Below are 26,443 nucleotides of genomic sequence, written 5' to 3'. Positions count from 1 at the left end.
ACCCAGCGGCGCAGTGCCGCGGTCAGACCGGCGTCAGCAGCCGTCCCTCGCGTAGAAAGCTGTCGAGGTTGTCCAGCAGCAGATCCTCCATGGCGCCGCGGGTTTCATGGGTGGCGCTGCCTATGTGCGGCAGCAGCACGACATTGGGCAGCTCGCAGAGAGCCGCCGGGACCCTCGGTTCGTCGGCGAAGACGTCCAGTCCGGCACCGCCGAGCCGGCCCTCCTGCAATGCCGCGACCAGCGCCGGCTCGTCCACCACCGAACCGCGCGCGACGTTGATCAGGATGCCTTTGCCACCCAGCGCGTCGAGCACGGCCCGGTCGATGAGGTTCTGCGTCTGCGGCCCGCCGGGACAGCTGAGCACGAGAAAGTCCGCCCAGCGCGCGAGTTCCAGCAGGTTTGCTTCGTACTCGTACGGGCTGCCGGCCACCGGCCGACGATTGTGATAACGCACCGCCATGTCGAAGCCCGTCGAGCGCTTGGCCACCGCCTCGCCGATGCGGCCCAGCCCGACGATGCCCAGGCGCTTGCCGCTGACCCGACGGCCGAGCGGGAGGTTAGCCTCGGCCCAGCGCCCCTCGCGGACGAAGCGGTCGCCCAGGGCGAGCTGTCGCGCGCTGTCGATGATCAGGCCGAAGGCCAGATCGGCCACGCATTCGTTGAGCACATCCGGCGTATTGCTCACCGGAATGCCCCGCGCCCTGGCGGTTTCTACGGCGATGGCGTCATGGCCGACGCCAAAACTGCAGATCGCCTTCAACCGGGGCAGCCGTTCGATCAACGCGGCCGGGCAGCCGAAGCGCGCAGAGGTAAGCATGATCTCGATGCGCCCGGCATGCTCGGCGAGCAGCGCTTCGGCGTCGCCCTGCCAATAGGCCAGCACCTGATGCCCGCTCAGGCGTTGCTGGACTCGCTCGGACAAGGGGCCCATCTGGAGAATGCAGCTCATCGATTTTCCTCTGCGTTGGCGGGCCGCGGCCCATGGGTTGTTTACAGCACGGTCTGCACCACCCCGCATGCCGCCAGCAGCGGTACCGCTGGCAGTACCCAGCGCGAACGCCAGGCCAGCAGCAGCACCAGCAGCAAGCCGGAGAGCATGACCAGGCACAGCCAGATGACCGTGCCAATCTCGCCGCCCTGGCTGTTGACGCCGAGCCACAGCGCGAAGCCAAAGCAGCCAACGGCCAGCGAACGGATGATGGCCGGGCCCGGCAGGCGCGTATCGGCGCGCAGCAGCGCACCACGGTGGCGGTTCATGGTCAGGCAGAGCAGCGTCATGCCCAGGTAGGCCAGTGCGAATGCCAATAGCAGCATGATCAGGCCTCCTGCACACGGGTTGAGCGACCGCGCACCGCAGCGGCAGCCGGCGTTGCGTTCAGGCGCCAGGCGCAGGCCGCACAGACCAGCCCCGCGACGATCATGAACAGATCGACCGATGCCAGGGCCCAGTCGCCACGTCCGAGGCTGGCGATCAGGTGGCCATCGGTGGTCAGCGCGTTGATGATCGGCAAGCCGAGCGCAAGCACGGCACCGAGCAGCAGCTGCTCGCGCAGCAGGCGGCGGCTCTGATGGCGGCGCAGGAAGGCCCAGAGCACAGCTAGCAACCAGACACCGACGAACACCCAGCCTTCGGCCACGGCGCGTTCGGCGAATGTTGCCGGAATCAGACGATTGCCCCACAGCAGCGCCAGGCTGGCCAGCGGCAGGCCGGCGAACACCGAGGCGTTCAGCGCGCGCACCCAGATCACGCTGCGGCCGCCGCGCTGTTCGCGCTTGGCCAGCCAGACCTGCAGCCCGCCGACCATCATGGCGCAACCGGCAAGGCCCATCAGCAAATAGAGCAGGCGCACCAGCGTGCCGCCGAACTGCGCCATGTGCAGCCCCGCCAGCCAGAGGTAGGCGCGGTAGCCGGTGGATGCGTCCTGGCGATTGAGCAGCTCGCCGGTGCCGGCGTCATAGCTGAGGGTGTCCTGCGGCGAGCCGATCCGCGAACGGTCCCGACGACGGACGTCGACCACCGCCGAGGCATCATCGGGATGATGCACGCTGACCCAGCCCGCCTCGCCACCGCCCCACTGCTGGCGCGATTCGGCGATCAGCGCATCGAGGGACACCGGAGCCGGCGGCGGCTGGCCCACCTCTTCGCGCTCGAAGCTGCCCATCACCTCGCCGAAGTACTGCATGACGTTGCCGGAATAGCTCACCTGCGCGGCGGCCGGCATGTAGGACGCGACGAAGATCGCCACGCCGGTGTAGGCCAGCACCAGATGGAACGGAAAACCGACCACGCCGAACAGGTTGTGCGCATCGAGCCAGGCACGCTGGCCGTTGGCCTTGGGCCGCAGGGTGAAGAAATCCTTGAAGATGCGCCGGTGGATGATCACCCCCGACACCAGCGCGACGAGCATGAACATGCCGGCCAGGCCGACGATGTACATGCCGATGTCACCCGCGTGCAGGTTGTAGTGCAACTTGAAGAAGAACTCGCCACCCAGCGTTTCCGGCATTGGCTCGGCCTGCGCGCTACGCGGGTCGAAGGCGATGTTGTGGATCGTCTTGGTGGCGTCTACTTCCCAACCGAGTCGCCAGTAAGGCTCGCGCTCGGTCGGGCCGTGCATCCAGAAGGCATGCAACTCGTCGCTGACGTTCTGCTGCAACCAGCCACGCACATCGTCCGCACCGAGGCTGGATACCACGCCGTCATGCAGCGCCGGACGCATCCAGCGGGTGAGTTCCTTGTCGAAGCAGGCGACAGTGCCGGCAAAGATGATCACGAACAGCAGCCAGCTCGGCAGCAGGCCGCCCCAGGTGTGCAAACCGGCCATGCTTTGGCGCAGTTTCATGGACGAACCCTCCAGTCGCCGGAAAAGAACGCGGCCAGACACAGCACCGCGGTCACACCGATGATCAACAGCCATACCCGCGTGGCACTGCGGGCGGCGAACACGTAGATCACCACGGCGGTCCACACGGCGAAGCTCGCCAGGCTGGAAAACACCACACGATCAGGCCGCGCCAGCGGCAGGTAGACCGCCAGAAAGGCGGTCACCGCGTAGGCGACCGCATAGCCGCCGACCAGCGCCGCAAGCACACGCGACGCGATGTTCCAGCGATTGATGGATGCGTTGCGACTCACCTCGAATCCTCCCTTGCAGGCCGGCAAGCGGCGCGTGGCTCAGCGACGTTCAAAAGCTGTAGCTCGCGGTTGCCACCACGGTGCGGCGGTTGCCGGTGAAGCAGTCGCCACGCGACAGGCAGGTGGTGTAGTAGGTCTCGTCTTCCAGGTTGGTGGCGTTGAGGGTGAACGCCCAGTCCTGGTAGGCGTAGCCGAGCATGGCGTCGAACAGCGTCGTCGACGGCGTCTTCAGGCTGTCGGTGCCATCCCAGCTGGCGCCGACGTAGCGCACACCGGCACCGGCGCTGAAGCCGGAAATGCCGGCGATGCTGAAGCGGTGCTGCGACCACAGCGAGGCCATGTGCTCGGGCACGCTGGCGATGCGCTTGCCCTGCTGGGCAGATGGGCCCTTGACCACTTCGCTGTCGAGGTAGGTGTAGGTGCTGATCAGATCCCAGTTGGAGTTCATCTCCACCAGCCCTTCAAGCTCCAGTCCCTTGACCCGCGCTTCGCCTGCCTGAATGGTGCTGAGCGGGTTCGCCGGGTTCGGCATCTGGCGATTCTTCTCGCGCAGATCGAACACCGCGGCCGTGAGCAGCGTGTTGCTGCCTGCCGGCTGGTACTTCACACCGAGCTCCCACTGCTCGCCCTCGAGCGGCTTGTAGGACTGCTGAGTGAAGTTGTCCAGCCCGATAATCGGCGTAAAGGACTCGCTGTAACTGATGTAAGGCGCAACGCCATTGTCGAACAGATAGGTCAGGCCCACCCGGCCGGTCACAGCATCGTCCTTCTGCCGGGTGCCCTGCTCGACGCGGGTGTCAGCCCAGTCCTTGCGTAGCCCCAGGGTTGCCAGCCACTTGTCGAGACGGATCTGGTCCTGAACGTAGAGGCCTTGCTGGGCAACGCGCTGCTGCGGAACATCGGAAAGCGTAATGCCGGATGGGTCGAAGGTGCCGTACACCGGATCGTAGAGATCCAGCGGGGTGGCGGTTCCGCGGGCGGTCTTGCTATCGGTGACGGCGTGCCGGTAGTCGATACCGACCAGCGCGGTGTGCTGCAGCGGGCCGGTATCGAAGCGCGATTCGGCCTGATGGTCGGCGCTCCAGATGGTCACCTCCGGCTTGGAAATGGACCAGACACGATTGACCGTGCGGTCGTCGGCACCGAGCACCGGCGGCCAGCCATACATGGTCTGGTAGCTGACCTTGCTCTTCTGCCAGCGCAGGTTCTGCCGCAGCGTCCAGGTGTCATCGACACGCCAGGCCATCTGCGAGGTCAGTGCTTTCTGCTCGGTGTCATATTCGTCGAAGCCGGGTTCGCTGACGAAGCGCTCGCTGCCAATCTCGCCGTAGGGTGCGCTGAGTACCGTGCCGCGGTGCGGCAGGAAGGAGCTGGTTGTGCCGCTATCGTCTTTCTGCACGTTGGCCATCAGCGTCCATTCGAACTGCTCGTTCGGGCGCCAGGTCAATGACGGCATGAACACCAGACGGTTGTCCTTGGTGTGATCAACCTGGGTCTGGCTGTCACGCTGGATCGCCACCACGCGATAGAGCAACGTGCCGTCTTCATCCAGCGGACCGGTGCTGTCGAAGGCGATCTGCTTGCGGTCGAAGCTGCCGTACTGCAGCTGCAGCTCGCTCTTCTGTTCCGCCTGCGGACGCTTGCTGACGAAGTTGAGCAAGCCGCCAACCGAACTCTGCCCATAGAGCATGGACGATGGCCCCTTGATCACTTCGACGCGCTCCAGGGTGAAGGGGTCGGTGCGCGTGTTGTTGTAGTAGCCAACGCTCTGCTGCAGGCCATCGAGGAAGATGGTCGGGGCAACACCGCGGATCAGCGCGAAGTCGCCGCGACTGTCCAAACCATAAGCCTCGCCACGCATACCGGCGACATAGCGCAGTGAGTCCTGGATGGTCAGCGAGCCCTGGTCGCGGATGCGGTCGGCGGTGATCACGCTGATCGACTGCGGCGTTTCGATGATCGGTGTGTCGGTCTTGGTGGCGCCGACGCTGCGCTTGGCGACGTACCCTTCGACCGGGCCATTGCCCTGCTCGACTGCACGTGGCGCGGTGATCTGTTGTGCCTCCAGCTCGACCGCTTCCTCAGCGTCGACAGCAAAGCAGGCGACCAGCACCGGCAGGCCCAACACCAGCGGGCGCAACGAAAACGGGGGCGAAGCGACAACGCGACTCATGAGTGCTACCTTGTTATTTGATGAGAACGCGCATGATATTGATAAATGTTCCCATTTAGAAGATAGCAGTTGCCAATCTCCTGCGATTGCAGGGCAATAGCACTCGCTACGAGATCGACGCAGCGGGAACGCTCCGGCTCAGGTGATGGGCGCCGGGTTGAACAGCACGATGTCATTGTGCAAGCGATAGCGCTCGGCCCAGGTCTGCTTGCGGCCGCTGGCGACGTCCAGGTAATAGTGGAACAGCTCCCAGCCGAGTTCCTCGATGCTCGCGCGACCACTGGCGATGCGCCCGGCGTCGATATCGATCAGGTCCGGCCAGCGCTCGGCCAGCTCAGTACGCGTCGCCACTTTGACCACCGGCGCTATCGCCAGGCCGTAGGGCGTGCCGCGACCGGTGGTGAACACGTGCAGGTTCATTCCGGCAGCCAGCTGCAACGTGCCGCAGACGAAATCGGATGCGGGGGTGGCGCAGAAGATCAGGCCCTTTCGCGCGACCCGCTCACCCGGCCCGACCACGCCGTTGATGGCGCCGCTGCCGGATTTGACGATGGAGCCGAGGGATTTCTCGACGATGTTCGACAGCCCGCCCTTCTTGTTGCCCGGCGTGGTGTTGGCGCTGCGGTCGGCGGCGCCGCGCTCCAGGTAGCGGTCATACCAGTCCATCTCGGCGATCAGCGCATCGGCGACTTCTGGCGTTTCGGCGCGGGCGGTGAGCATGTACACCGCATCGCGCACCTCGGTGTTCTCGCTGAACATAACCGTGGCACCGGCGCGCACCAGCAGGTCCGCCGCATAGCCCAGCGCCGGGTTGGCGGTGATGCCGGAGAAGGCGTCGCTGCCGCCGCACTGCATGCCGAGGATCAGCTCGCTGGCCGGCACCGTTTCGCGTCGGCGCTGATTTAGCTTTTTCAGCCGCGTTTCGGCCAGCGCCATGATCTGCTCGATCATCTCGCCGAAACCGCTGTTGGACTCCTGCAGGCGGTACAGCCAGGGATCGCGCAGATCCACCGAGGGATCGCCCTCGTGCATCACCTGCTCGGCCTGCAGCTTTTCGCAGCCGAGGCTGATGACCAGCGCTTCGCCGCCCAGGTTGGGGTTGCGCGCCAGGTTGCGCACGGTGCGGATCGGTATATAGGCGTCGCGGGCATTGATCGCCACGCCGCAGCCGTAGCTGTGGGTCAGCGCGACCACGTCGTCGACGTTCGGGTATTTCGGCAGCAGCTCGTCACGGATGCGCTTGACCGCGTGTTCCAGCACGCCGGTAACACACTGCACCGTGGTGCTGATGCCGAGGATGTTGCGCGTGCCGACGGTGCCGTCGGCGTTGCGGTAACCCTCGAAGATGTAGCCCTCGAGCGGGTCGAGCCCGGTCGGCACGGCGGTGGCACGCGGCAGGCTGTCCAGCGGCGGTGCGCTGGGCATCCGCAACTGGGTTTCCTTGACCCAGCTGCCACGCTGGATGGGCTCGAGTGCGTAACCGATGATCTGCCCGTAACGGCGCACCGGCTCGCCTTCGCCGATATCGACGAGCGCGACCTTGTGGCTCTGCGGCACGGCCTCGACCGTGACCAGCCCGCCCTCGAACTGCGCCCCGACCGGCACGCCGCCGTCATTGACCACCACGGCGACGTTGTCCGCCTCGTGCAGGCGGATGCAGCGCGGGGAATCCTGGTGGGGAATCAGTTGCACGGTTTCGCTCATGTCTGCTCCGGTTAGGGTCCGGTTGTTGTTCTGTTCGGCGATCGCCGGGGGTGCCATACACGTGGCTCGCCTCGTAGGGTGGACGGCCGGAGCCGCCCACCGGAGCCGGCCCGGCAAGCGTGCCTCAGCGCACCATGCAGGGCTTCTTGTTGTTGAAGGTCCAGTCGGGGATCAGGTACTGCATGGCGATGGCGTCGTCGCGGGCACCCAGGCCTTTTTCCTTGTACAGCGCATGCGCCTTGCGCAAGGCATCCCAGTCCAGCTCGACGCCCAGCCCCGGCTTCTGCGGCACCGCGACCTTGCCGCCGACGATCTTCAGCGGCTCGCGGGTCAGGTGCTGGCCGTCCTGCCAGATCCAGTGGGTGTCGATGGCGGTGACGCGGCCCGGCGCGGCGGCGGCGACGTGGGTGAACATCGCCAGGGAGATGTCGAAGTGGTTGTTCGAATGCGAGCCCCAGGTCAGGCCGAACTCGCTGCACATCTGCGCCACGCGCACGGAGCCGGCCATGGTCCAGAAGTGCGGGTCGGCCAGTGGAATGTCTACCGAGTTGAGCTGCACGGTGTGGCTCATCTGCCGCCAGTCGGTGGCGATCATGTTGGTCGCAGTGGGCAGGCCGGTGGCGCGGCGGAATTCGGCCATCACTTCGCGACCGGAATAGCCGTTCTCGGCACCACAGGGGTCTTCGGCGTACGCCAGCACGCCGTGCAGGTCGCGACACAGGCCGATGGCTTCGTCCAGCGACCAGGCGCCGTTGGGGTCCAGCGTCACGCGGGCGTCCGGGAAGCGCGCGGCCAGGGTGCGGATCGCCTCGACCTCCTCTTCGCCACGCAGCACACCGCCCTTGAGCTTGAAGTCCTTGAAGCCGTAGCGCTCGTACGCTGCCTCGGCCTGGCGGACGATGCTCTCCGGCGTCATCGCCTCCTCGTTGCGCACGCGGAACCAGGGGTCATCGGCGCTGGATTCGTCGCGATAGCCGAGGTCGGTCCTGTTGCGATCACCGATGAAGAACAGGTAGCCGAGCATTTCCACTTCATCGCGCTGCTGGCCGTCACCGAGCAGTGCGGCGACCGGCACGTCGAGGTGCTGGCCAAGCAGGTCGAGCAGCGCCGACTCCAGAGCCGTGACCGCATGGATGGCGATGCGCAGGTCGAAGGTCTGCAGGCCGCGCCCGCCAGAATCGCGGTCGGCGAAGGCGCGGCGCGCACGGTTGAGCAAGGCGTTGTACTGGCCGATCGGCTCGCCGACCAGCAGAGAGCGGGCGTCCTCCAGAGTCTGGCGGATGGCTTCGCCGCCCGGCACTTCGCCAACGCCGACGTGCCCGGCGCTGTCCTTGAGAACGAGAATGTTGCGGGTGAACCAGGGGCCGTGGGCGCCGCTGAGGTTCATCAGCATGCTGTCCTGCCCGGCGACGGGCACGACGGTGAGTTCGGTAATGCGGGGCGTGCCCGTTGCGGCAATGGTCATGGGTGTCCCTCTGTTGTTCTTGTCGGGGATGCGGCGCCCGCGCGGGGCGCCGTTACGCAGTTTCGCAGCGTGGCCTTTCGACCGGCTTTCACCTCAGCCGATGTAGGTGGTCTTCACCGTGGTGTAGAACTCCTGGGCGTAGCGGCCCTGTTCGCGCGGGCCGTAGGACGAACCTTTGCGGCCGCCAAACGGCACGTGGTAATCCACCCCGGCGGTGGGCAGGTTGATCATCACCATGCCGGCCTGGGCGTGACGCTTGAAGTGGTTGGCGTGCTTCAGCGAGGTGGTGCAGATGCCGGCGGACAAACCGAACTCGGTGTCGTTGGCCATCGCCAGCGCTTCGTCGTAGTCCTTGACCTTCACCACGTTGGCCACCGGCCCGAAGATTTCTTCACGGCTGATGCGCATGCTCGGGTCGCTGTCGACGAACAGCGTCGGCGCCAGGAAGTAGCCCTCGGTGCCGCACTTCACCCGCTCGCCGCCGCAGGCCAGGCGCGCGCCCTCCTGCTTGCCGATCTCGATGTAACGCAGGTCCTGCTCAAGCTGCGCCTCGGACACCACGGGGCCGACGTCGACGCCCTGCTCCAGCGCCGGTCCGACCTTGATCTTGCTGATGCGCTCGACCATCGCCTCGACGAAACCGTCGTAGATGCCTTCGGTGACGATGATGCGGCTCGAGGCCGTGCAGCGCTGGCCGGTCGAGTAGAAGGCGCTCTGGGTGCACAGCTCGACGGCGACCTTGAGGTCAGCGTCGTCCAGTACGATCTGCGGGTTCTTGCCGCCCATCTCCAGCTGCACCTTGGCGCCACGCGCCACGCAGGCCTGGGCGATGCCGCGACCGACGCCGACCGAACCGGTGAAACTCACGGCGTCGACATCCTTGGCATTGACGATGGCCTCGCCGACTTCACGGCCGCGGCCCATCACCAGGTTGAACACGCCGGCCGGGAAGCCCGCTCGGGAGATGATCTCGGCGATGGCCCAGGCGCAGCCCGGTACCAGATCCGCCGGCTTGATCACCACACAGTTGCCGAAGGCCAGCGCCGGGGCGATCTTCCAGGCGGGGATGGCGATGGGGAAGTTCCAGGGGGTGATCAGGCCGATCACGCCGAGCGGTTCGCGGGTGACCTCGACGCCGACTCCGGGGCGTACCGATTGCAGCGTCTCGCCAGCTTGGCGCAGGCATTCGCCGGCGAAGTACTTGAAGATATTGCCGGCGCGGGCGACTTCGCCGATGGCTTCGGGAAGAGTCTTGCCTTCTTCCCGCGCCAGCAGCGTGCCGAGCTCTTCACGGCGGGAGAGGATTTCCAGGCCGACCTTTTCCAGCGCATCGGCGCGCGCTTGGATGCCGAAGGTGGCCCAGGCCGGAAAGGCGCGGCGGGCGGCGGCGAAGGCCTGCTCGACCTGCCCGGCATCGGCCTGGGCGTATTCGCCGATCACGTCAGAGAGGTCGGACGGATTGGTGTTGGCCTGGTAGCGATCCGAGCCGACCCACTGGCCGTCGATGTAGTTGTCGTAGCGTTGTACGTCAGCCATGCAAAGTGTCCTCTGATGATGCCCGGCGCGGCCATTCGGCAGCGCGGCGCCGGGGCGATTCCGGAAAGGCTTACTGGGCGCCCTGCTTCTCGATCAGTACCGCCAGGCGCTCATATTCGTCGGGCTTCAGCTCGGTCAGCGGCGCGCGCACCGGGCCGGCGTCGTAGCCGGAAATGCGTGCGCCGGCCTTGACGATGCTGACCGCATAGCCCTTGCAGCGATTGCGAATGTCCAGGTACGGCAGGAAGAAATCGTCGATCAGCTTGCCGACAGTTTCGTGATCTTCGCGGGCGATGGCCTTGTAGAAGTCCATGGCGGTCTTCGGAATGAAGTTGAACACCGCCGAGGAATACACCGGCACGCCTAGCGCCTTGTAGGCCGCGGCATAGACTTCCGCGGTCGGCAGGCCACCGAGGTAGCTGAAACGCTCGCCGAGGCGGCGGCGGATCGACACCATCAGCTCGATATCGCCGAGGCCATCCTTGTAGCCGATGAGGTTCGGGCAGCGCTCAGCCAACTGCTCCAGATGCGTCGCGGTCAGGCGGCAGACGTTGCGGTTGTAGACCACCACGCCGATGTTCACTGACTTGCAGACCTGCTCGACATGCAGCGCGACGCCTTCCTGGCTGGCTTCGGTGAGGTAATGCGGCAGCAGCAACAGGCCCTTGGCACCCAGGCGCTCGGCCTCCTGCGCCATCTGGATGGCGAGGCGGGTCGGGCCACCGACGCCGGCGAGAATCGGCACCGTGCCGGCGCAGGTATCCACGGCAGTCTTGATGATCTCGCTGTACTCGCGCGGCTCCAGCGAGAAGAACTCGCCGGTACCGCCGGCAGCGAACAGCGCCGAGGCACCGTAGGGACCGAGCCATTCCAGGCGCTTGACGTAGCCGGCGCGATTGAAGTCGCCCTGCGCGTCGAAGTCGGTGACCGGGAATGACAGCAGGCCGGAAGAGAGGATGGCCTTCAATTCTTGTGGGTTCATTATTCGAGCATCCTGAATGCATGTGGAGTAGGTACAAGGGCATCAGCCTTGAGATACGTTATCGTACAACTAAAAATGCTCCAACCGTTTTTTCTGCGCATTTTCTTCAGCGCTGAAAGCTGACTGAAAGCTTTCTGCTTTTCACTCGCCCGGCCAGGGCAGCTTAAAAGGCATAAGCAGCTGCGGATGCCCCAGCCAAATGCACTGATGATTTCGTTTGACAGGTGACGTAGCGAACTGTAAAAAATCCCACATAGTCGTACGACGACCTATAACCACAATAACAATAGCGAGGCCCCGGACATGTTCCGCAATTGCCCGTCCCCTGCGCAGCCGCTGGCTGCCGATAACGCCATCCGCCGCGCTGCCTCAGCAGATGCGCGCACAGCGCCCGCCCCGGTCGCTCGCCTCGACTGCCGCGGAGGCCGCGCACAATGAGTCAGCCGTTCAGTGCAACGCCCCGCGTACAGAGCATGCAGGTCATACCCGTGGCCGGCTACGACAGCATGCTGCTCAATCTCTGCGGCGCCCACGCCCCCTACTTCACCCGCAACCTGGTCCTGCTCACCGACAATGCCGGCAACACCGGTATCGGCGAAGTGCCGGGTGGCGAAGGCATCCGCCAGGCACTGGAGCGCTGCCGGGCGCTGGTCATCGGCCAGCCGATCGGCCTCTACAACCGCACGCTCAACAGCCTGCGCAGCGCCATCGCCAGCAACGCCGCCGGTACGCCGCAGGCAACCCGCCACGAGGTGACCTCCGAAGCCGAGGCGGCGGTACTCAAGCAGCCTCACGAGATCAACCTGCGCCTGGACAACGTGATCACCGCGGTAGAGGCCGCCCTGCTCGACCTGCTCGGCCAGCACCTCGACGTGCCGGTAGCCGAGCTGCTCGGCAGCGGTCAGCAGCGCGACGCGGTGCCGATGCTCGCCTACCTCTTCTATATAGGTGATCGCCAGCGCACCGACCTGCCCTATCTGGCCAGCACTGGCGATGACTGGTACCACCTGCGCCATCAGCAGGCGCTGACCCCGGACGCCATCGCCCGCCTGGCCGAGGCCGCGCGTGCGCGCTACGGCTTCGCCGACTTCAAGCTCAAGGGCGGCGTGATGCGCGGGGAGGAGGAGATGCAGGCGATTGCCGCGATCAAGGCGCGCTTCCCCGATGCCCGCGTGACGCTGGACCCCAACGGCGCCTGGTCGCTGGACGAGGCCATCGCCCTGTGCAAGGGCCAGGGCCACCTGCTCGCCTACGCCGAAGACCCCTGCGGCCCGGAAAATGGCTACTCCGGCCGCGAGATCATGGCCGAGTTCAAGCGCGCCACCGGCATTCCCACTGCCACCAACATGGTTGCCACCGACTGGCGGCAGATGGGCCACTCGCTGCGCCTGGAGGCAGTTGACATCCCGCTGGCCGACCCGCATTTCTGGACGATGCAGGGCTCGGTGCGCCTGGCGCAGATGTGCGAGCAGTTCGGCCTGACCTGGGGTTCGCATTCGAACAACCACTTCGACGTCTCGCTGGCCATGTTCACCCATGCCGCGGCCGCAGCACCGGGGCGCATCACCGCCATCGACACCCACTGGATCTGGCAGGAAGGCCACGAACGCCTGACCCGTGAGCCGCTGCAGATCGTCGCCGGCCAGGTTCGCGTGCCCGAACGTCCGGGCCTGGGTATCGAGCCGGACATGGACCGGATCATGAACGCCCACGAGTTGTACAAGAAGGTCGCCAGCGGCGCGCGCGACGACGCCATGGCGATGCGTTACCTAGTGCCTGGCTGGACCTATGACCCGAAGAAACCCAGCCTCGGCCGCAATACCTGAATCCGCAGCCCAAACCCGGAGAACTCCAATGAAAACAATATTCCGCGCCTCCCTGCTTTCCGCCCTCGTCGCATCGCCGGTCTCGCTGCCGCCTCCACCACGATGGCCGCCGATGTGAAATGGCCGACCCGCCCCGTACAGGTGGTGGTGATCGCCAACCCCGGCGGCGACACCGATTTCAACGCCCGCACCATGGCCAAGTACTTCAACCAGATCACCGGCAAGAGCATGGTGGTGACCAACATCGCCGGCGGCGGCGGCACCCTGGCCGCCGAGCAGGTCAAGGGCGCGGCGGCGGATGGCAACACCATCCTCTTCACCCACCCGGGCCAGCTGATCGTCAACGAGGTCGCCGGCCTGACCGAGGACAGCTACGAGACCTTCGATGTGGCGTGCATCGCCGGGGTCGACAAGAGCACGGTGTTCGTCGCCTCCAAACAATCTGGCGTGACCAGCATGCAGGACCTGATCGCCAAGTCGAAGGCCGAGCCGGGCAGCATCACCTACGGCACCGAGATGGGCAGCTTCTCCCACGTGCAGGGGCTGATGCTGGAGAAGCTGACCGACACCAAGCTGAAGATGGTCGACGGCGGCACGGTTTCCGACCGCGTGGTGGGCATGCTCGGCGGCCGCCTGGACCTCGGCGCGATCACCTACGGCTCGGTGCAGGACTACGTCAGCGGTGGGCAGATGGTCGCGCTCGGCCAGCCCAACGAAGAACGCAACCCACTGCTCGGCGAGGTGCCGACGCTCAAGGAGCAGGGCCTCGACATCACCATGGACAAACCCTACGTGGTCGCCTTCCCGAAGGGCACCGACCCGGCGATCGTGAAGAAGATGGCCGACGTGATGAAGCAGATCACCGAGATCCCCGAGTACGCCGAGGAGCTGAAGAAGTTCAAGCAGCCGGTGGCCTACTACGGCACCGAAGAGGCCAAGGCGATCCTGGCCAAGACCCGCGAGGACTTCATGCAGTTCAAGGACGAGCTGCGTCAGGCCAAGAACTGATCCCTGACGTGTCGCCAGCCGGTCACACCGGCTGGCTGTCTCTCCTCACGCACGGAGGTTTGCCATGACCACTGCGAACAAGAAAGAACTGACCATCGGCATGGCCATGCTTGGCGTCAGCATCGCCTATCTGGTGATGGCCTACTGCGTACCCGGCCACGACGGCATCGATGCCGCCACCGTTCCCACCCTGCTGGCCATCCTGCTCTGCCTGCTCGGGGGGCTGCAGACGCTCAGCGCCCTCGGCAACCGCGCAAGACCTGCAGCCGAGGGCGAAACCGACGCCCCGGAGCAAACCAGCACCAGCGTCGTCGAGCCGCTGACCGTACTGAAGACCCTGGGGCTGATCCTGATCTACGTGGTGCTGCTCGGCCCGGTGGGCTTTCCGATCATGACCGCGCTTTACCTCTACCTGCAGTTCATCGTCCTGACACCAGTGGACCACAAGGTCCGTCACCTGCCCTACGCGGCCATCGCAGTGGTCACGTCGGCTGTCATCTACCTGCTGTTCCGCGAGGCCTTCGACCTGTTGCTGCCCGCTGGCCTGCTGAATTTCTGAGGAATCGACCATGCTCGAATTACTGCAGCAAGGCTTCGGTGCCGTCTTCTCGCTCAACATCATGCTGCTGATGCTCGGCGGCGTTGCGGTCGGCATCGTCTTCGGCGCCGTGCCCGGTCTGTCGGCCACCATGGCCGTGGCGCTGTGCCTGCCACTGACCTTTACGATGGGTCCGCAGGCCGGCCTGTCGCTACTCGTCGCGCTGTTCATCGGCGCTACGTCCGGCGGACTGATCTCGGCGATCCTGCTGAAGATCCCCGGCACGCCGTCATCCATCGCCACGGTATTCGACGGCGGCCCGCTGATGGAGCAGGGCCTGGGCGTGAAGGCGCTTGGCGTCGGCATCGTGTTCTCCTTTCTCGGCACCATCTTCAGCATCATCGCGCTGATGTTCATCGCCCCGCAGCTGGCCAAGGTGGCGCTGAGCTTCGGCCCGCATGAATATTTCGCCATCGCCGTGTTCTCACTGACGCTGATCGCCACCCTTTCCGCCGGCTCGATGGTCAAGGGGCTGTTTGCCGGCACCCTCGGCATCGCCGTGTCCACCGTCGGCATCGCGCCGGTGGAAGCCGTACGCCGCTTCACCTTCGGCGTCAGCGAACTGAACGGCGGCTTCTCCATGCTCACGGTGATGATCGGCATGTTCGCCGTGGCCGAGGTCATCAAGCTCGCCGAAACCGGACGGCATGCCGTACGCAACAAGGCCGGTTCGGTGAGCATGAAGCAAATCAAGGGCTTCGGCTTCTCGCTCAAAGAGTTCCGTCAGGAGCTGCCCAACGCCAGTCGTTCGGGCCTGATCGGCCTGGCGGTGGGCATCCTGCCGGGCATCGGTGCCGGCACCTCCAACCTGCTGTCCTACATCGTCGCGAAGAAGCGCGCCAAACAGCCGGAAACCTACGGCAAGGGTAACATCGGCGGCGTGGTCGCCAGCGAGACGGCGAACAACGCCGGCATCGGCGGCGCCATGATGCCGCTGATGACCCTGGGCATCCCCGGCGACACCACCACGGCGATCCTGCTCGGCGGCTTTCTGATTCACGGCATCCAGCCCGGACCGCTGCTGTTCGTCAGCCAGGGGCCACTGGTGTACACCATCTTCGCCGCGCTGCTGGTGGCCTCGGTGATGATGCTGTTCATGGAGTTCTACGGCCTGCGCCTGTTCATCAAGCTGCTCGACGTGCCCAAGCACATCCTGCTGCCGATCATCCTGGTGCTCTGTGTGGTCGGTGCGTTCGGCCTCTCCAGCCGGCTGTTCGATGTCTGGTCGATCCTGCTGTTCGGTGTGCTTGGCTATGCCTTCGTCAAGGCGGGTATGCCGGTCGCGCCCTTCATCATCGGCTTCATCCTCGGGCCAATGGCGGAGACCAATCTGCGCCGCGGCCTGATGCTCTCCGACGGCAACTTCGCCTCGTTCTTCACCAACCCCATCGCCGCGACCTTCCTCGGGCTGGCCCTGGCCTTCGTGCTCTGGCAGCTGTACAGCGCGGTGCGACCACGGGGCGGCGTGCTCGGTCAGGCGCTACGCACCTGAACCAACGCCCCTCTGCGCAACGCAGAGGGGCTGCCGTCACGGCTTGGTGCCGAACGTCTCGCTCGCCAGCGTCCAGCCCGCCACCTGCTCGCTGAGGCTCAGCCCCAGCCCGGGCCGGGTCGGCACCTGCATGCAGCCATCGCGGATCTCGAGTCGCTCCTGGAACAGCGGCTCGAGCCATTCGAAATGCTCGACCCAGGTGGCATGTTCGTAGGCCGCAGCGAGGTGGATATGCAGCTCCATGACGAAGTGCGGCGCCATGACGATTCCACGCCGCCGCGCCGCCTCGGCCACCAGCAGGAACGGCGTGAAACCACCGATGCGCGGCGCGTCATGCATGATCACATCCACCGCCCCGTGCTCGACAAAGGCACAGGCTTCGGCCGCGCTGCCGAGCATCTCGCCAGTGCCGACCGGGGTGATCAGCTGAGCGGCCAGGGCGGCGTGACCTTCCAGATCGTGGGCGTCCAGCGGCTCCTCGATCCAGGTCAGGTCGAACTCCTCCAGCGCCCTGCCCATGCGTGCCGCGGTGGTGCGATCCCATTGCTGGTTGACGTCGACCATCAGCGCCGCCTCGTCGCCGAAGTGCCTGCGCAGCGCCGCGACCCGGCGCAGGTCGGCGCGGTGGTCAGGCTGGCCGACCTTCAGCTTGATCCCGCCAATGCCTCGCGCCCTAGACGCCTCGGCCTTTTCGATGATCTCCTCGATGGGCGCCTGCAGGTAGCCGCCGGAGGTGTTGTAGCAAGGCACCGCGTCGCGGTGGGCGCCGAGCAGCTTGGCCAGTGGCAGCCCGGCGCGACGCGCCTTGAGGTCCCAAAGCGCCGTATCGAAGGCGGCAATGCTCTGCACTGCCAGGCCGCTGCGCCCGATCGAGGCGCTGGCCCAGCTCAGCCGGCTCCACAGGCGGGCGATGTCGTTGGGATCTTCGCCCAGCAGCAACGGCGCCAGTTCCCGCGCGTGGGCATATTGCGCGGGGCCGCCGGTGCGCAGGCTGTAGCTGAAACCGAGGCCGTGATGCCCCTGCTGCGACTGCAGCTCGACGAACAGCAGGCTGACCGACGCCAGGGGCAGCTGTCGCCCGGTGAGTACCTTGGCGTCGCTGACCGGCCGCTGCAGCGGCAACTCCACCGCGCGCAGGCCGATCCAGGTGATGCGGTCCGCTTCGTACAGGTCGCTCATTCGTGCCGCCGCCTCGCCAGTCAGGGGATGCGCTGGATAATCCGTCGACCGATTGATACGGTCCAATCCATTAACGCTCTCGATTGATACCAGGAACGGATCAATGTTCGAACTCGCCCAGCTGCGCAGCTTTACCACCTTGGCCAGCGAACTGAATTTCCGTCGCGCGGCCGAGCGCCTGAACATGACGCAGCCGCCGCTGAGCCGGCAGATCCAGTTGCTGGAACACCAGCTCGGCGTCGCGCTGTTCACTCGCAGCACGCGTTCTGTGGCGCTCACCGCCGCCGGTCGCGCCTTCTTCGTCGAGGCCCAGGCGTTGCTCGACCAGGCCCACCGCGCCGCACAGGGTGCCCGGCTGGCTGCACTGGGCGAGAGCGGCTCGCTGACCATCAGCTTCGTTGCCAGCGCGGTCTACGACTTCCTACCGCGCGCCATCACCCAGGTGCGCCGGGATCGGCCAGGCGTGGCCATCAACCTGCTGGAGACCACCACCTTCGAGCAGCTGCAGGCACTGCGCGGGCGCCGGGTCGACCTGGCGGTGGTGCGCGAGCCGTTGCAGCAGCCGGGACTGGTCAGTGAATGCCTGCTGCGCGAGCCCTTCGTGCTGGCCACGCCGGCCGACCATCCGCTGGCGCAGCATCCGGCGCCGACCCTGGAAATGCTCCACGGCGAGCCGTTCATCCTCTATGCCCATGGCGCCTGGCAGCCGTTCAACGAGCTGCACACCGGGCTGTTCCGTGCCAGCGGTATCCAGCCCGACTACGTGCAGTCACTGGGCTCGACGCTGACCATCCTCTCGCTGGTGAACGCTGGCCTCGGCCTGGCGCTGGTGCCACGCGGGGCCAGCGCGATCCGCTTCCAACAGGTACGCTTTCGCGAGCTGCCGCTGCCGGCGGGCATCTGCGCCGAGCTGCACCTGGCCTGGCGCGACGACAACGACAACCCGGCGCTGGAGGCGGCGCGCGATGCCGTGCGCCAGGCGGCCGGCGATATTGCCCGGGACCTGCTGCCAATCCAGCACCAACACCATGGGACGGGCTGCTGACGGCCACAAGTTGAGGTTCGAATGGATCGAGCAGAGCTGGGGCTATTCAGGCCTGTGACGAATGCGCTGCTCGACACTAAAGCAAGGACCAAGAGTGCAGGAGAAGCCTTCGCAGCCCGCTCTAGACCAGCAGTCTCTCGCTGCTTGTTGCGTCCACCGCCGCATCCAGCTCAGCCCCAGCCAAATGCTTTGCATAGTGCTCCATCAGCTCCGGCTTCCAAGAAGCGACCTCGTCCAATATGCCTGCCGCCTCATCTTCCGTCAGTGCAAAATGCTCATGCTGGCTAAGCAGGTTAGCTCGACTTAGAAGGGTACCGTTGATCCCAACCTCCATCGCCAGCCTCTGCGCAGGCCCCTCTCCCAGTACGGGGAGAACGTCATACATGGGCGAGAGGCGCCAAGCGCCTTCCTGCCAGATCACGGCGTGATTGCGAGGATGATCGTCACTGTTCCCTACGAGAGCGTTGTAGGCCATTCGCCTGTAGAGCGCCTGCCTATCAGAATCTGGCGCGCCTCTGCGGTACAGCTCATCGGCGAGCGCCGCGTAGATCCATCCGTTGCTGCGCTGCACCTGCCATTCAGCATCGAGAAGAGTTAAGCCACTCATCATCGGAATGCGGCGAAACCTTGCATCATTCTCTGACCATTCTCGGTCGAATCGCTCCACTAGCAACGTGTTGCCTTTTTCACTTTGATGGAGTGCCGTCCGGGCAACACTCATCCCCTTGGTAGCCGCAAAAGTCATGCAGGCATACTCGAATTTCGGCAGGTCGTAGTGATCAAATTTGTCGCGTGGCTTGGCAAGAATCAGCTTGTGATCAAAGCGGTACGTGCGCTTGGGCCTGGCACCACCAACAGCTGAGCGCTGATCCCGTATTCTTAATGCCTCCAGCTGCTCAGCGCTCAGCTGGCTGTCATAGATCGCAGCGCAAATATCTATGAAATGATCGAGCCCTTTAGCTTCAAGCATTTTCACAGGCCTTTCGCCTATACCCGGCCTCGGGGCGCGATCTTCGCCAGCCATGATGTTTCCGGCGCGATCTTCGTTAGGAGATAACAGCAGGAGCTGGATCGGAGTGAGCTCTCCCTTTCGGGTGCGGCGCAACAGGCGTTCTCCCCAGCCATCTGGCATCGCATCATCAATGAAGCCGGGAACGCCGCCATTCTTATGTACCTGAATGGGTCGAGTGGAGAGCGGATACCGTATCGGATCAGGCACCCAACGCTTGGCTTCCACGATCTCCGGCGCATAGACGAAGGTTCCCGTGCGACCAGCAAGGGTCAGCCTACCCAGCGTCACAGTCTCACCCGTTTCCGGACACTCCATGTAGATGTAAGCGCGCGACATCAGAAGTCCTCCGCGTTGCTGCGCGGCAGCCTGACGCGCTTGGTCGCATTGGTTTCCAAAGCTTCGAGATCAAGCGCTGGGTCATCGATCAGCGCCTGGAAAACCCGGTCAGAAATCCCAACGGTGAACAACGCGAGCATGAAGTCGCGCAGCGAAACACCTTCAGCCTTGCCCCCCTCAATGTGACGAACAGCTCGGAGAGAAATCCCAGCCCGCTCTGCAAGGTCAGCCTGGCGCAGCCCCATGCGCAGACGCGCCTCCTTCACCAGAAGGCCTATACGGTAAAGCAGAGACGTACTTTGAACAGGGAAAAAGCCTTTCATAAGGTTACACCAAGCGACATCCTATAAAAGATAAGATACTACTAATCGCACACTAAGCAACCTTGCAAGGGTATTAAGAATTCATTTCAAAGCACCTTAAGTACGATAAGCTGTCATGAATACATATCTTATTACGGCGAACAAACCCGGCACGGCAGATCACTCCAGGATTCCGGGCGGTAAATCTGTCCAGTTCGGCACCATTCCAGCCAGATAAGCCTTCCGCTGCGACCGGCAGCTTCTAGCCGTCGACAACCCATCACACTGCAAAATCAGAATCGGACATAGCCACCCATAGCATCGGTGATGACTGGCGAGGCACAGCGTCGATAGGCCGAAGCCTTCATTGCCGCGCGATCGACTGCTCGCGCGAATCTGTACCGCACGATCCGACGCCAACTGCGCTGTTCCGTCGCGGCAACACCCCCTAATCTGGCTGGCTGGACGTTGAATGACATCGATCCCGCGCTGCCACCTGGAGGATTCGTGCATGACTGACGCAGAAAGCGAGCTGCATCATTTCGACCGGCGCATGGTCTGGGCCGGTTTTCGCCAGCTCGCGCCGATTTCCATCTTCGTCACCCTGTTCGGCGCCGCCTTCGGCCTCGCCGCGGTGCAGACCGGGCTGGACGATTCGGTGATCCTGGCGATGAGCGCGCTGGTGTTCGCCGGCGCCTCGCAGTTCGCCGCGCTGGAACTTTGGGGCACGCAGGTGCCGCTGTTCACCCTGATGGTCACGGTGTTTGCCATCAACGCCCGCCACCTGCTGATGGGCGCCACGCTCTATCCCTGGTTGCGCCAGCTGCCGCCGGGCAGGCGCTACGGGGTGATGCTGATCGCGTCGGACGCCAACTGGGCGATGGCGATGCAGGCCTTCAACCGCAACCGCCCGGGCTTCGGCCTGCTGCTCGGTGGCGGCCTGGCGCTCTGGTCGTTCTGGGTGGTCGGCAGTTGGTTGGGCATCCATTTCGGCAGTGCAGTCAGCGACCCGAAGCGCCTGGGGCTGGACATGGTGATGGGCTGCTTTCTGCTGGCCATGGTGGTGGGCGGCGAAAAGAACCTGCGCATGCTGGTGATCTGGAGCGTTGCCGCCGGCGCCTCGCTGCTCGCCTTCCGTTACCTGCCGGAGAACAGCCACGTGGTGGTGGGTGCCCTCGCCGGTGGCGCGACCGGGCTGCTGTGGAAGGAGAAAGCGCGTGAATCTTGATGCGACGGGCGCAGGCGCGCTGACCGTGGTGCTGGTCATGGCACTGGTGACCCTGGCGACGCGCTGGGGTGGCGTGTTCGTCATGGCCTTCGTGCCCATCAGCGACCGCGTCCGCCAGTTCATCACCGCCATGTCCGGCTCGGTGCTGGTGGCGATCGTCGCGCCGATGGCCTTGCAGGGTGATGCTGGCGCGCGATTAGCGCTGCTAGCCACGGCAGTGACCATGCTGGTGCTGAAAAAGCCGCTGCCGGCGATTGCCGCCGGTATCCTCGCCGCGGCGTTGGTCAGGCAATTCTGAGCCGCAGCGGCCGATCGCGGCCGCTCAGGACACCGAGTTCGGCAGCCTCCATAGCAGTCATTACCGTGTGCACCAGCAGCGCGTCGGCATTGTGCTGGCCGCGCACGACCTCGTTACGCTCTGTTTTCGAACGGTCATCATACAACTATCGAAAATGTTGCTGGCAGCGCCCCGCTTTTATCAATCTTGGGCGCCGCAACTCTGGAGCCCTCTGTCGCGGCGCTTTAGCTTGGACAACACAACGGAAGTGACACTGAGAAGCAACATATGTCATCAAATACGACTTTAAGCGTGTTGACATTCATGTGACTAGATGCTGATATTTGGCACATGTCATATGACAACAGATGACTTCAAGAACAATAATGACAGGCACCCCGATGACTACCACCCCCAATCCCACGTTTGGCCGTCTTCTGCTCACCGGAGCGGCAGGCGGCCTTGGCAAGGTCTTACGCGAAAAGCTGCAGCCCTACGCCCGCATCATCCGACTGTCCGATATCGCGCCGATGGCTCCGGCAGCCGGTGAACACGAGGAAGTCGTGCCCTGCGACCTCGCCGACAAGGCGGCCGTGCATGCCCTGTGCGAAGGTGTCGACGCCATCGTCCACTTCGGTGGTGTCTCCGTCGAGCGGCCGTTCGAGGAAATCCTCGACGCCAATATCCGCGGCACCTTCCACATCTACGAAGCAGCCCGCCTGCACGGCATCAAGCGCGTGGTTTTCGCCAGTTCCAACCACGTGATCGGCTTCTACCCGCAGTCCGAGAGTCTGGACGCCCACGCCCCACGCCGTCCGGATGGCTACTACGGCCTGTCCAAGTCCTACGGCGAGGACATGGCAAATTTCTATTACGATCGCTACGGCATCGAGACCGTCAGCATCCGCATCGGCTCCTCGTTTCCCGAGCCGGCCAACCGCCGGATGATGAGCACCTGGCTCAGTTTCCGCGACCTCACCGAGCTGATGCGCTGCGCGCTGTTCACGCCAGCGGTCGGTCATACCGTGGTCTACGGCATGTCCGCCAACCGCGACGTCTGGTGGGACAACCATCTGGCGGCGCACCTGGGCTTCCATGCGCAGGACAGCTCCGAAGCGTTCCGCGACAAGGTCGAGCAACAACCGCCGTACAGCGCTGACGACCCGGCCGGCACCTACCAGGGTGGCGCCTTCGTCGCGGCCGGCCCCTTCGACTGATCGACCACCTTCGCCCGCCTACAACAACAAAGAGAAACGCAATGGCCAGTGAAGCTGAACTCATCGCCGACCTGCGCTGCGCCACCGGCGAAAGCCCGGTCTGGGTCGCCGCCGAGCAGGCGCTGTACTGGGTCGACATCCCCAACCGCGAGCTGCTGCGCTGGCGCGCTGCCGACGGCCAGGTTTCCCGCTGGCAGGGCGAGCAGATGCTGGCCTGCATCGCGCGCCACGGCGACGGCTGGGTGGCCGGCATGGAGAGCGGCTTCTTCGCCCTGCAGACGCGCCCGGACGGCCGAATCGACAGCCGCGCGCTGGCGACCATCGAGCACCAGCTGGTGGACATGCGCATGAACGATGGCCGCTGCGATCGCCAGGGCCGTTTCTGGGCCGGCAGCATGGCGCTGGACATGGCCGCCGGGCACCCGGTCGGCGCGCTCTACCGGCTGGATCGCGATAGCAACGATGCGCCGCTGCGGCCGCAGCTCGACGGTTTCATCGTGCCCAACGGCCTGGCCTTCAGCCCCGATGGACGCACCATGTACCTGTCCGATTCGCACCCCAGCGTGCAGAAGATCTGGGCCTTCGATTACGACACGGACAGCGGCACGCCGACCGGCCGACGCCTGTTCGTCGACATGCTCGACCACCCCGGCCGACCCGACGGTGCCGCGGTGGATGCCGATGGCTGCTACTGGATCTGCGGCAACGACGCCGGACTGATCCACCGTTTCACGCCCGATGGCCGCCTGGACCGCTCGCTCGCCGTGCCGGTGAAGAAACCGACCATGTGCGCCTTCGGCGGCTCGCGGCTGGAGACCCTGTTCGTCACCTCGATCCGTCCCGGCGGCGATCTGAGCGACCAGCCGCTGGCCGGCGGCGTCTTCGCGCTCCATCCCGGCGTGGCCGGCCTGGAGGAACCCGCTTTCAGCTGACTCACCAGGGAAGGGCCGCTGCGTGCCCGACCTCGCTACTCGCAACGCTGCACACCAACAAAAACAAGATGGAGAGTGTCATGAACCTCAAACACAAGCTGCTCGTTACCACCCTTCCCCTGGCCTTCTGCCTGTCCGGCATCGTCCATGCAGAGATGACGCTGAAGATCGCCGAGATCCACCCGGCCGGCTACCCGACGGTGGTCGCGCAGGAAAACATGGGCAAGAAGATCGAAGATGCCACCAAGGGCGAGCTCAAGTTCCGCATGTTCGCCGGCGGGGTGCTCGGCTCCGAGAAGGAAGTGGTCGAGCAGGTGCAGATCGGCGCAGTGCAGATGACCCGCGTCAGCCTCGGCACGCTGGGCCCGGTGGTCCCGGACGTGAACGCCTTCAACATGCCCTTCGTGTTTCGCGACAACGAACACATGCGCAAGGTCATCGACGGCGAGATCGGCCAGGAGATCCTCGACAAGATCACCAACTCCGAATTCAACATGGTCGGTCTGGCCTGGATGGATGGGGGCGTGCGCAACCTCTATACCAAGAAGCCGGTTCGCGAGCTGGAAGACCTCAAGGGCATGAAGATCCGCGTCATGGGCAACCCGCTGTTCATCGACACCCTCAATGCCATGGGCGCCCAGGGCGTGGCCATGGACACCGGCGAGATCTTCAGCGCCCTGCAGAGCGGTGTGGTCGATGGCGCCGAGAACAACCCGCCGACCATGCTCGAACACAACCACTTCCGTGCCGCCAAACACTACTCGCTGACCGGCCACCTGATCCTTCCCGAGCCGATCGTGATCTCCAAGACCACCTGGAACAAGCTCACCCCGGAACAGCAGGACATCGTCAAGAAGTACGCCAAGGAAGCGCAGATGGAAGAGCGCAAGCTGTGGGACGAGAAGACCGCCAGCAGCGAAGCCAAGCTCAAGGAAGAAGGTGTCGAGTTCATCGAGGTCGACAAGAAGCCCTTCTACGATGCGACTGCTCCGGTTCGCGAGAAGTACGGCGCGCCGTACGCCGAGCTGATCAAGCGTATCGAAGCCGTTCAGTAATCCTCGTGCAAGCGCATCGCGGCGGCCCGTGCCGTCGCGATGCAACCGGTGGAATCTCATGAAAAACCTGGTTCTGGGCGTCAATGACGCCATTTACCGCGCCTGCGTCATCGTCGCCGCCCTGGCCATCGTGATCATGGCGACGATCATTCCCTGGGGCGTTTTCAGCCGCTACGCACTGGGGCAAGGTCTCGGTTGGCCCGAGCCAATCGCCATTCTGCTGATGGTGCTGTTCACCTTCGTTGGCGCCGCCGCCAGCTACCGCGCCGGCGCGCACATGGCCGTGCAGGTGCTCAGTGATCGCCTGCCGCCGATGGCCCAGCCCTTCATCATCCTGTTCGTACGCCTGGCCATGGCGGCTATCAGCCTGTTCATGCTGATCTGGGGCTACAAGCTATGCCTGGCCACATGGAACCAGTACCTCAGCACCCTGACCTGGATGCGCGTCGGTATCAGCTACGCGCCGATTCCGCTGGGCGGCTTCATCACCCTGCTGTTCGTCATCGAGCAACTGCTGTACGGCGACCAGAGCAAGCGGCGGGTCGTCGATTACGAAGCCCGCGAAGAGTCCAAGGAGTCCGTGTAATGGATGCCGTCGTCCTGTTGGGCAGCTTCATCGTCCTCATTCTGCTACGTGTTCCGGTGGCCTACTCGCTCGGCCTGGCCACCCTGGCCGGCGCCTGGTGGATCGATATTCCCCTGCACGCCGTGATGATCCAGATCGCCGGCGGCGTGAACAAATTCTCCCTGCTCGCCATTCCGTTCTTCGTCCTGGCCGGCGCGATCATGGCCGAAGGCGGCATGGCCCGCCGCCTGGTCGCCTTCGCCGGGGTGCTGGTCGGCTTCGTCCGCGGCGGCCTGTCACTGGTCAATATCACCGCCTCGACCTTTTTCGGCGCCATCTCCGGCTCGTCCCTGGCGGACACGGCCTCGGTCGGCTCGGTGCTGATCCCGGAAATGGAAAAGAAGGGCTACCCGCGGGAGTTCTCCACCGCGGTGACCATCTCCGGTTCGGTGCAGGCACTCTTGACCCCACCCAGCCACAACTCGGTGATCTACTCGCTGGCCGCCGGCGGCACCGTGTCGATCTCCGCGCTGTTCGTCGCCGGCATCGGCCCGGGCCTGCTGCTCAGCACCGCCATGGCCGCGCTCTGCCTGCTGTTCGCCCGCAAGCGCAACTACCCAAAGGGCGAAGTGGTGCCGCTGCGCCAGGCGCTGAAGATCTGCGTCGAGGCGCTGTGGGGCCTGATGACCATGGTGATCATCCTCGGCGGCATTCTCTCCGGCGTGTTCACCGCGACCGAGTCCGCCGCGGTGGCGGTGGTCTGGGCCTTCTTCGTCACCATGTTCATCTACCGCGACTACAAGTGGCGCGAGCTTCCGAAGATGCTGCACCGCACGGTGCGCACGCTTTCCATCGTGATGATCTTGATCGCCTTCGCCGCCAGCTTCGGCTACATCATGACGTTGATGCAGATCCCGTCGAAGATCACCACCGCGTTCCTGACCCTGTCGGACAACCGCTACGTGATCCTCATGTGCGTCAACCTGATGCTGCTGGTGCTGGGCACGCTGATGGACATGGCGCCGCTGATCCTGATCCTCACGCCGATCCTGCTGCCGGTGGTGACGTCGTTCGGCGTCGACCCGGTGCACTTCGGCATGATCATGCTGGTCAATCTGGGGATCGGCCTGATTACCCCGCCGGTCGGTGCGGTACTCTTCGTCGGTGCCGCCATCGGCAAGGTCACCATCGAGAACACCGTGAAGGCGCTGCTGCCGTTCTATGCCGCGCTGTTCGCCGTGCTGATGGCGGTGACCTATATCCCGATGATTTCGCTGTGGCTGCCGAGCGTAGTGCTCTGATCCAGCTCACGATCTGCTGCGCGTCGGCCCTCCTGCGTTAAAAACAGGCTCGGAATGCTCATTTACAAAAGTAA

The 26,443-nt window shown here is 64.7% G+C and carries 23 protein-coding genes and 1 pseudogene; 12 read left to right on the top strand and 12 right to left on the bottom strand.

The window, feature by feature from the left end:
• Positions 1-22: 22 nt before the first annotated feature.
• The 9 genes from BM275_RS10085 to kdgD all read right to left on the bottom strand — a co-directional run bounded on the left by BM275_RS10085 (position 23) and on the right by kdgD (position 10,996).
• Positions 23-949: a 2-hydroxyacid dehydrogenase gene (locus BM275_RS10085; RefSeq protein WP_090520925.1), complete on the bottom strand. Its 927-nt coding sequence runs from the start codon at positions 947-949 to the stop codon at positions 23-25.
• Positions 950-990: 41 nt separating this feature from the next.
• A complete protein-coding gene (locus BM275_RS10080) occupies positions 991-1,314 on the bottom strand; it encodes a DUF3325 family protein (protein ID WP_014818835.1) in 324 nt (107 codons plus the stop codon).
• A 2-nt stretch (positions 1,315-1,316) separates the two neighbouring features.
• Complete coding sequence (locus BM275_RS10075; RefSeq protein WP_090520923.1) at positions 1,317-2,843, bottom strand: PepSY-associated TM helix domain-containing protein; 1,527 nt, start codon at positions 2,841-2,843, stop codon at positions 1,317-1,319.
• A complete protein-coding gene (locus BM275_RS10070) occupies positions 2,840-3,136 on the bottom strand; it encodes a DUF3649 domain-containing protein (protein WP_014818833.1) in 297 nt (98 codons plus the stop codon). The genes BM275_RS10075 and BM275_RS10070 overlap by 4 nt, the downstream gene beginning before the upstream one ends.
• 49 nt (positions 3,137-3,185) lie before the next feature.
• Entirely contained in the window at positions 3,186-5,309 is a 2,124-nt protein-coding gene (locus BM275_RS10065; RefSeq protein WP_090520922.1) for a TonB-dependent siderophore receptor, read from the bottom strand.
• Positions 5,310-5,447: 138 nt separating this feature from the next.
• The gene (gene garD / locus BM275_RS10060; RefSeq protein WP_090521186.1) at positions 5,448-7,001 is read right to left on the bottom strand and encodes a galactarate dehydratase; all 1,554 of its coding nucleotides are present in this window, start codon (positions 6,999-7,001) and stop codon (positions 5,448-5,450) included.
• A gap of 136 nt (positions 7,002-7,137) precedes the next feature.
• Entirely contained in the window at positions 7,138-8,478 is a 1,341-nt protein-coding gene (gene gudD, locus BM275_RS10055) for a glucarate dehydratase (protein ID WP_090520920.1), read from the bottom strand.
• Positions 8,479-8,571: 93 nt separating this feature from the next.
• Entirely contained in the window at positions 8,572-10,014 is a 1,443-nt protein-coding gene (locus BM275_RS10050) for an aldehyde dehydrogenase family protein (RefSeq protein WP_090520917.1), read from the bottom strand.
• Positions 10,015-10,084: 70 nt separating this feature from the next.
• Positions 10,085-10,996 carry a 5-dehydro-4-deoxyglucarate dehydratase gene (gene kdgD / locus BM275_RS10045; protein WP_042921940.1) on the bottom strand — a complete coding sequence of 304 codons (912 nt, stop codon included), beginning with the start codon at positions 10,994-10,996 and terminating at the stop codon, positions 10,085-10,087.
• Between the two features lie 434 nt (positions 10,997-11,430).
• Here kdgD and BM275_RS10040 point away from each other — a divergent pair, with 434 nt between their 5' ends.
• The 4 genes and pseudogenes from BM275_RS10040 to BM275_RS10025 all read left to right on the top strand — a co-directional run bounded on the left by BM275_RS10040 (position 11,431) and on the right by BM275_RS10025 (position 15,920).
• Positions 11,431-12,822: an enolase C-terminal domain-like protein gene (locus BM275_RS10040; protein ID WP_090520914.1), complete on the top strand. Its 1,392-nt coding sequence runs from the start codon at positions 11,431-11,433 to the stop codon at positions 12,820-12,822.
• A gap of 28 nt (positions 12,823-12,850) precedes the next feature.
• Positions 12,851-13,830 (top strand): annotated as a pseudogene (locus tag BM275_RS10035) (tripartite tricarboxylate transporter substrate binding protein).
• A gap of 64 nt (positions 13,831-13,894) precedes the next feature.
• Entirely contained in the window at positions 13,895-14,389 is a 495-nt protein-coding gene (locus BM275_RS10030; RefSeq protein WP_090520910.1) for a tripartite tricarboxylate transporter TctB family protein, read from the top strand.
• A 10-nt stretch (positions 14,390-14,399) separates the two neighbouring features.
• On the top strand, positions 14,400-15,920 hold the full coding sequence (locus BM275_RS10025) for a tripartite tricarboxylate transporter permease (RefSeq protein WP_090520908.1): 1,521 nt from the start codon (positions 14,400-14,402) through the stop codon (positions 15,918-15,920).
• A 36-nt stretch (positions 15,921-15,956) separates the two neighbouring features.
• Here the strand turns inward: BM275_RS10025 and BM275_RS10020 are convergent, their stop codons facing one another.
• Positions 15,957-17,099: an L-talarate/galactarate dehydratase gene (locus tag BM275_RS10020; RefSeq protein WP_090520906.1), complete on the bottom strand. Its 1,143-nt coding sequence runs from the start codon at positions 17,097-17,099 to the stop codon at positions 15,957-15,959.
• Positions 17,100-17,202: 103 nt separating this feature from the next.
• Here BM275_RS10020 and BM275_RS10015 point away from each other — a divergent pair, with 103 nt between their 5' ends.
• Positions 17,203-18,144: a LysR family transcriptional regulator gene (locus tag BM275_RS10015; RefSeq protein WP_090520904.1), complete on the top strand. Its 942-nt coding sequence runs from the start codon at positions 17,203-17,205 to the stop codon at positions 18,142-18,144.
• 121 nt (positions 18,145-18,265) lie between these two features.
• Here the strand turns inward: BM275_RS10015 and BM275_RS10010 are convergent, their stop codons facing one another.
• Both BM275_RS10010 and BM275_RS10005 read right to left on the bottom strand, forming a co-directional pair.
• Positions 18,266-19,492 carry a type II toxin-antitoxin system HipA family toxin gene (locus BM275_RS10010; RefSeq protein WP_090520902.1) on the bottom strand — a complete coding sequence of 409 codons (1,227 nt, stop codon included), beginning with the start codon at positions 19,490-19,492 and terminating at the stop codon, positions 18,266-18,268.
• Complete coding sequence (locus BM275_RS10005) at positions 19,492-19,815, bottom strand: helix-turn-helix domain-containing protein (protein ID WP_041015655.1); 324 nt, start codon at positions 19,813-19,815, stop codon at positions 19,492-19,494. Before BM275_RS10005 ends, BM275_RS10010 begins: the two co-directional genes overlap by 1 nt.
• Positions 19,816-20,305: 490 nt before the next feature.
• On the opposite strand from BM275_RS10005, the gene BM275_RS10000 reads away from it, so the two are divergent.
• The 7 genes from BM275_RS10000 to BM275_RS09970 all read left to right on the top strand — a co-directional run bounded on the left by BM275_RS10000 (position 20,306) and on the right by BM275_RS09970 (position 26,369).
• Positions 20,306-21,022, top strand: coding sequence for an AzlC family ABC transporter permease (locus tag BM275_RS10000; protein WP_090520900.1), 717 nt, complete (start codon positions 20,306-20,308; stop codon positions 21,020-21,022).
• Positions 21,012-21,320 carry an AzlD family protein gene (locus BM275_RS09995; protein WP_014818816.1) on the top strand — a complete coding sequence of 103 codons (309 nt, stop codon included), beginning with the start codon at positions 21,012-21,014 and terminating at the stop codon, positions 21,318-21,320. Before BM275_RS10000 ends, BM275_RS09995 begins: the two co-directional genes overlap by 11 nt.
• 380 nt (positions 21,321-21,700) lie before the next feature.
• Positions 21,701-22,516, top strand: coding sequence for an NAD-dependent epimerase/dehydratase family protein (locus BM275_RS09990; protein WP_090521185.1), 816 nt, complete (start codon positions 21,701-21,703; stop codon positions 22,514-22,516).
• Positions 22,517-22,557: 41 nt separating this feature from the next.
• On the top strand, positions 22,558-23,448 hold the full coding sequence (locus BM275_RS09985; RefSeq protein ID WP_090520899.1) for an SMP-30/gluconolactonase/LRE family protein: 891 nt from the start codon (positions 22,558-22,560) through the stop codon (positions 23,446-23,448).
• Between the two features lie 80 nt (positions 23,449-23,528).
• Positions 23,529-24,503, top strand: coding sequence for a TRAP transporter substrate-binding protein (locus BM275_RS09980; RefSeq protein WP_090520897.1), 975 nt, complete (start codon positions 23,529-23,531; stop codon positions 24,501-24,503).
• 58 nt (positions 24,504-24,561) lie between these two features.
• Positions 24,562-25,089, top strand: coding sequence for a TRAP transporter small permease (locus BM275_RS09975; protein ID WP_042921955.1), 528 nt, complete (start codon positions 24,562-24,564; stop codon positions 25,087-25,089).
• Positions 25,089-26,369 carry a TRAP transporter large permease gene (locus BM275_RS09970; protein WP_023445255.1) on the top strand — a complete coding sequence of 427 codons (1,281 nt, stop codon included), beginning with the start codon at positions 25,089-25,091 and terminating at the stop codon, positions 26,367-26,369. Before BM275_RS09975 ends, BM275_RS09970 begins: the two co-directional genes overlap by 1 nt.
• Positions 26,370-26,443: the final 74 nt, after the last annotated feature.

It is taken from the genome of Stutzerimonas kunmingensis (assembly GCF_900114065.1).
GTDB classification, from domain to species: domain Bacteria; phylum Pseudomonadota; class Gammaproteobacteria; order Pseudomonadales; family Pseudomonadaceae; genus Stutzerimonas; species Stutzerimonas kunmingensis.
The sequence above is the reverse complement of the archived record's forward strand: the minus strand, read 5'-3'. Positions and strand labels throughout refer to the sequence as shown.

Excerpts from the sequence above, each read along its gene's own strand:
- BM275_RS10085 (WP_090520925.1), bottom strand. The coding sequence starts at position 949 with ATGAGCTGCATTCTCCAGATGGGCCCCTTGTCCGAGCGAGTCCAGCAA.
- BM275_RS10080 (WP_014818835.1), bottom strand. The coding sequence starts at position 1,314 with ATGCTGCTATTGGCATTCGCACTGGCCTACCTGGGCATGACGCTGCTC.
- BM275_RS10075 (WP_090520923.1), bottom strand. The coding sequence starts at position 2,843 with ATGAAACTGCGCCAAAGCATGGCCGGTTTGCACACCTGGGGCGGCCTG.
- BM275_RS10065 (WP_090520922.1), bottom strand. The coding sequence starts at position 5,309 with ATGAGTCGCGTTGTCGCTTCGCCCCCGTTTTCGTTGCGCCCGCTGGTG.
- gudD (WP_090520920.1), bottom strand. The coding sequence starts at position 8,478 with ATGACCATTGCCGCAACGGGCACGCCCCGCATTACCGAACTCACCGTC.
- BM275_RS10050 (WP_090520917.1), bottom strand. The coding sequence starts at position 10,014 with ATGGCTGACGTACAACGCTACGACAACTACATCGACGGCCAGTGGGTC.
- kdgD (WP_042921940.1), bottom strand. The coding sequence starts at position 10,996 with ATGAACCCACAAGAATTGAAGGCCATCCTCTCTTCCGGCCTGCTGTCA.
- BM275_RS10040 (WP_090520914.1), top strand. The coding sequence starts at position 11,431 with ATGAGTCAGCCGTTCAGTGCAACGCCCCGCGTACAGAGCATGCAGGTC.
- BM275_RS10030 (WP_090520910.1), top strand. The coding sequence starts at position 13,895 with ATGACCACTGCGAACAAGAAAGAACTGACCATCGGCATGGCCATGCTT.
- BM275_RS10025 (WP_090520908.1), top strand. The coding sequence starts at position 14,400 with ATGCTCGAATTACTGCAGCAAGGCTTCGGTGCCGTCTTCTCGCTCAAC.
- BM275_RS10020 (WP_090520906.1), bottom strand. The coding sequence starts at position 17,099 with ATGAGCGACCTGTACGAAGCGGACCGCATCACCTGGATCGGCCTGCGC.
- BM275_RS10015 (WP_090520904.1), top strand. The coding sequence starts at position 17,203 with ATGTTCGAACTCGCCCAGCTGCGCAGCTTTACCACCTTGGCCAGCGAA.
- BM275_RS10010 (WP_090520902.1), bottom strand. The coding sequence starts at position 19,492 with ATGTCGCGCGCTTACATCTACATGGAGTGTCCGGAAACGGGTGAGACT.
- BM275_RS10005 (WP_041015655.1), bottom strand. The coding sequence starts at position 19,815 with ATGAAAGGCTTTTTCCCTGTTCAAAGTACGTCTCTGCTTTACCGTATA.
- BM275_RS10000 (WP_090520900.1), top strand. The coding sequence starts at position 20,306 with ATGACTGACGCAGAAAGCGAGCTGCATCATTTCGACCGGCGCATGGTC.
- BM275_RS09990 (WP_090521185.1), top strand. The coding sequence starts at position 21,701 with ATGACTACCACCCCCAATCCCACGTTTGGCCGTCTTCTGCTCACCGGA.
- BM275_RS09985 (WP_090520899.1), top strand. The coding sequence starts at position 22,558 with ATGGCCAGTGAAGCTGAACTCATCGCCGACCTGCGCTGCGCCACCGGC.
- BM275_RS09980 (WP_090520897.1), top strand. The coding sequence starts at position 23,529 with ATGAACCTCAAACACAAGCTGCTCGTTACCACCCTTCCCCTGGCCTTC.
- BM275_RS09975 (WP_042921955.1), top strand. The coding sequence starts at position 24,562 with ATGAAAAACCTGGTTCTGGGCGTCAATGACGCCATTTACCGCGCCTGC.
- BM275_RS09970 (WP_023445255.1), top strand. The coding sequence starts at position 25,089 with ATGGATGCCGTCGTCCTGTTGGGCAGCTTCATCGTCCTCATTCTGCTA.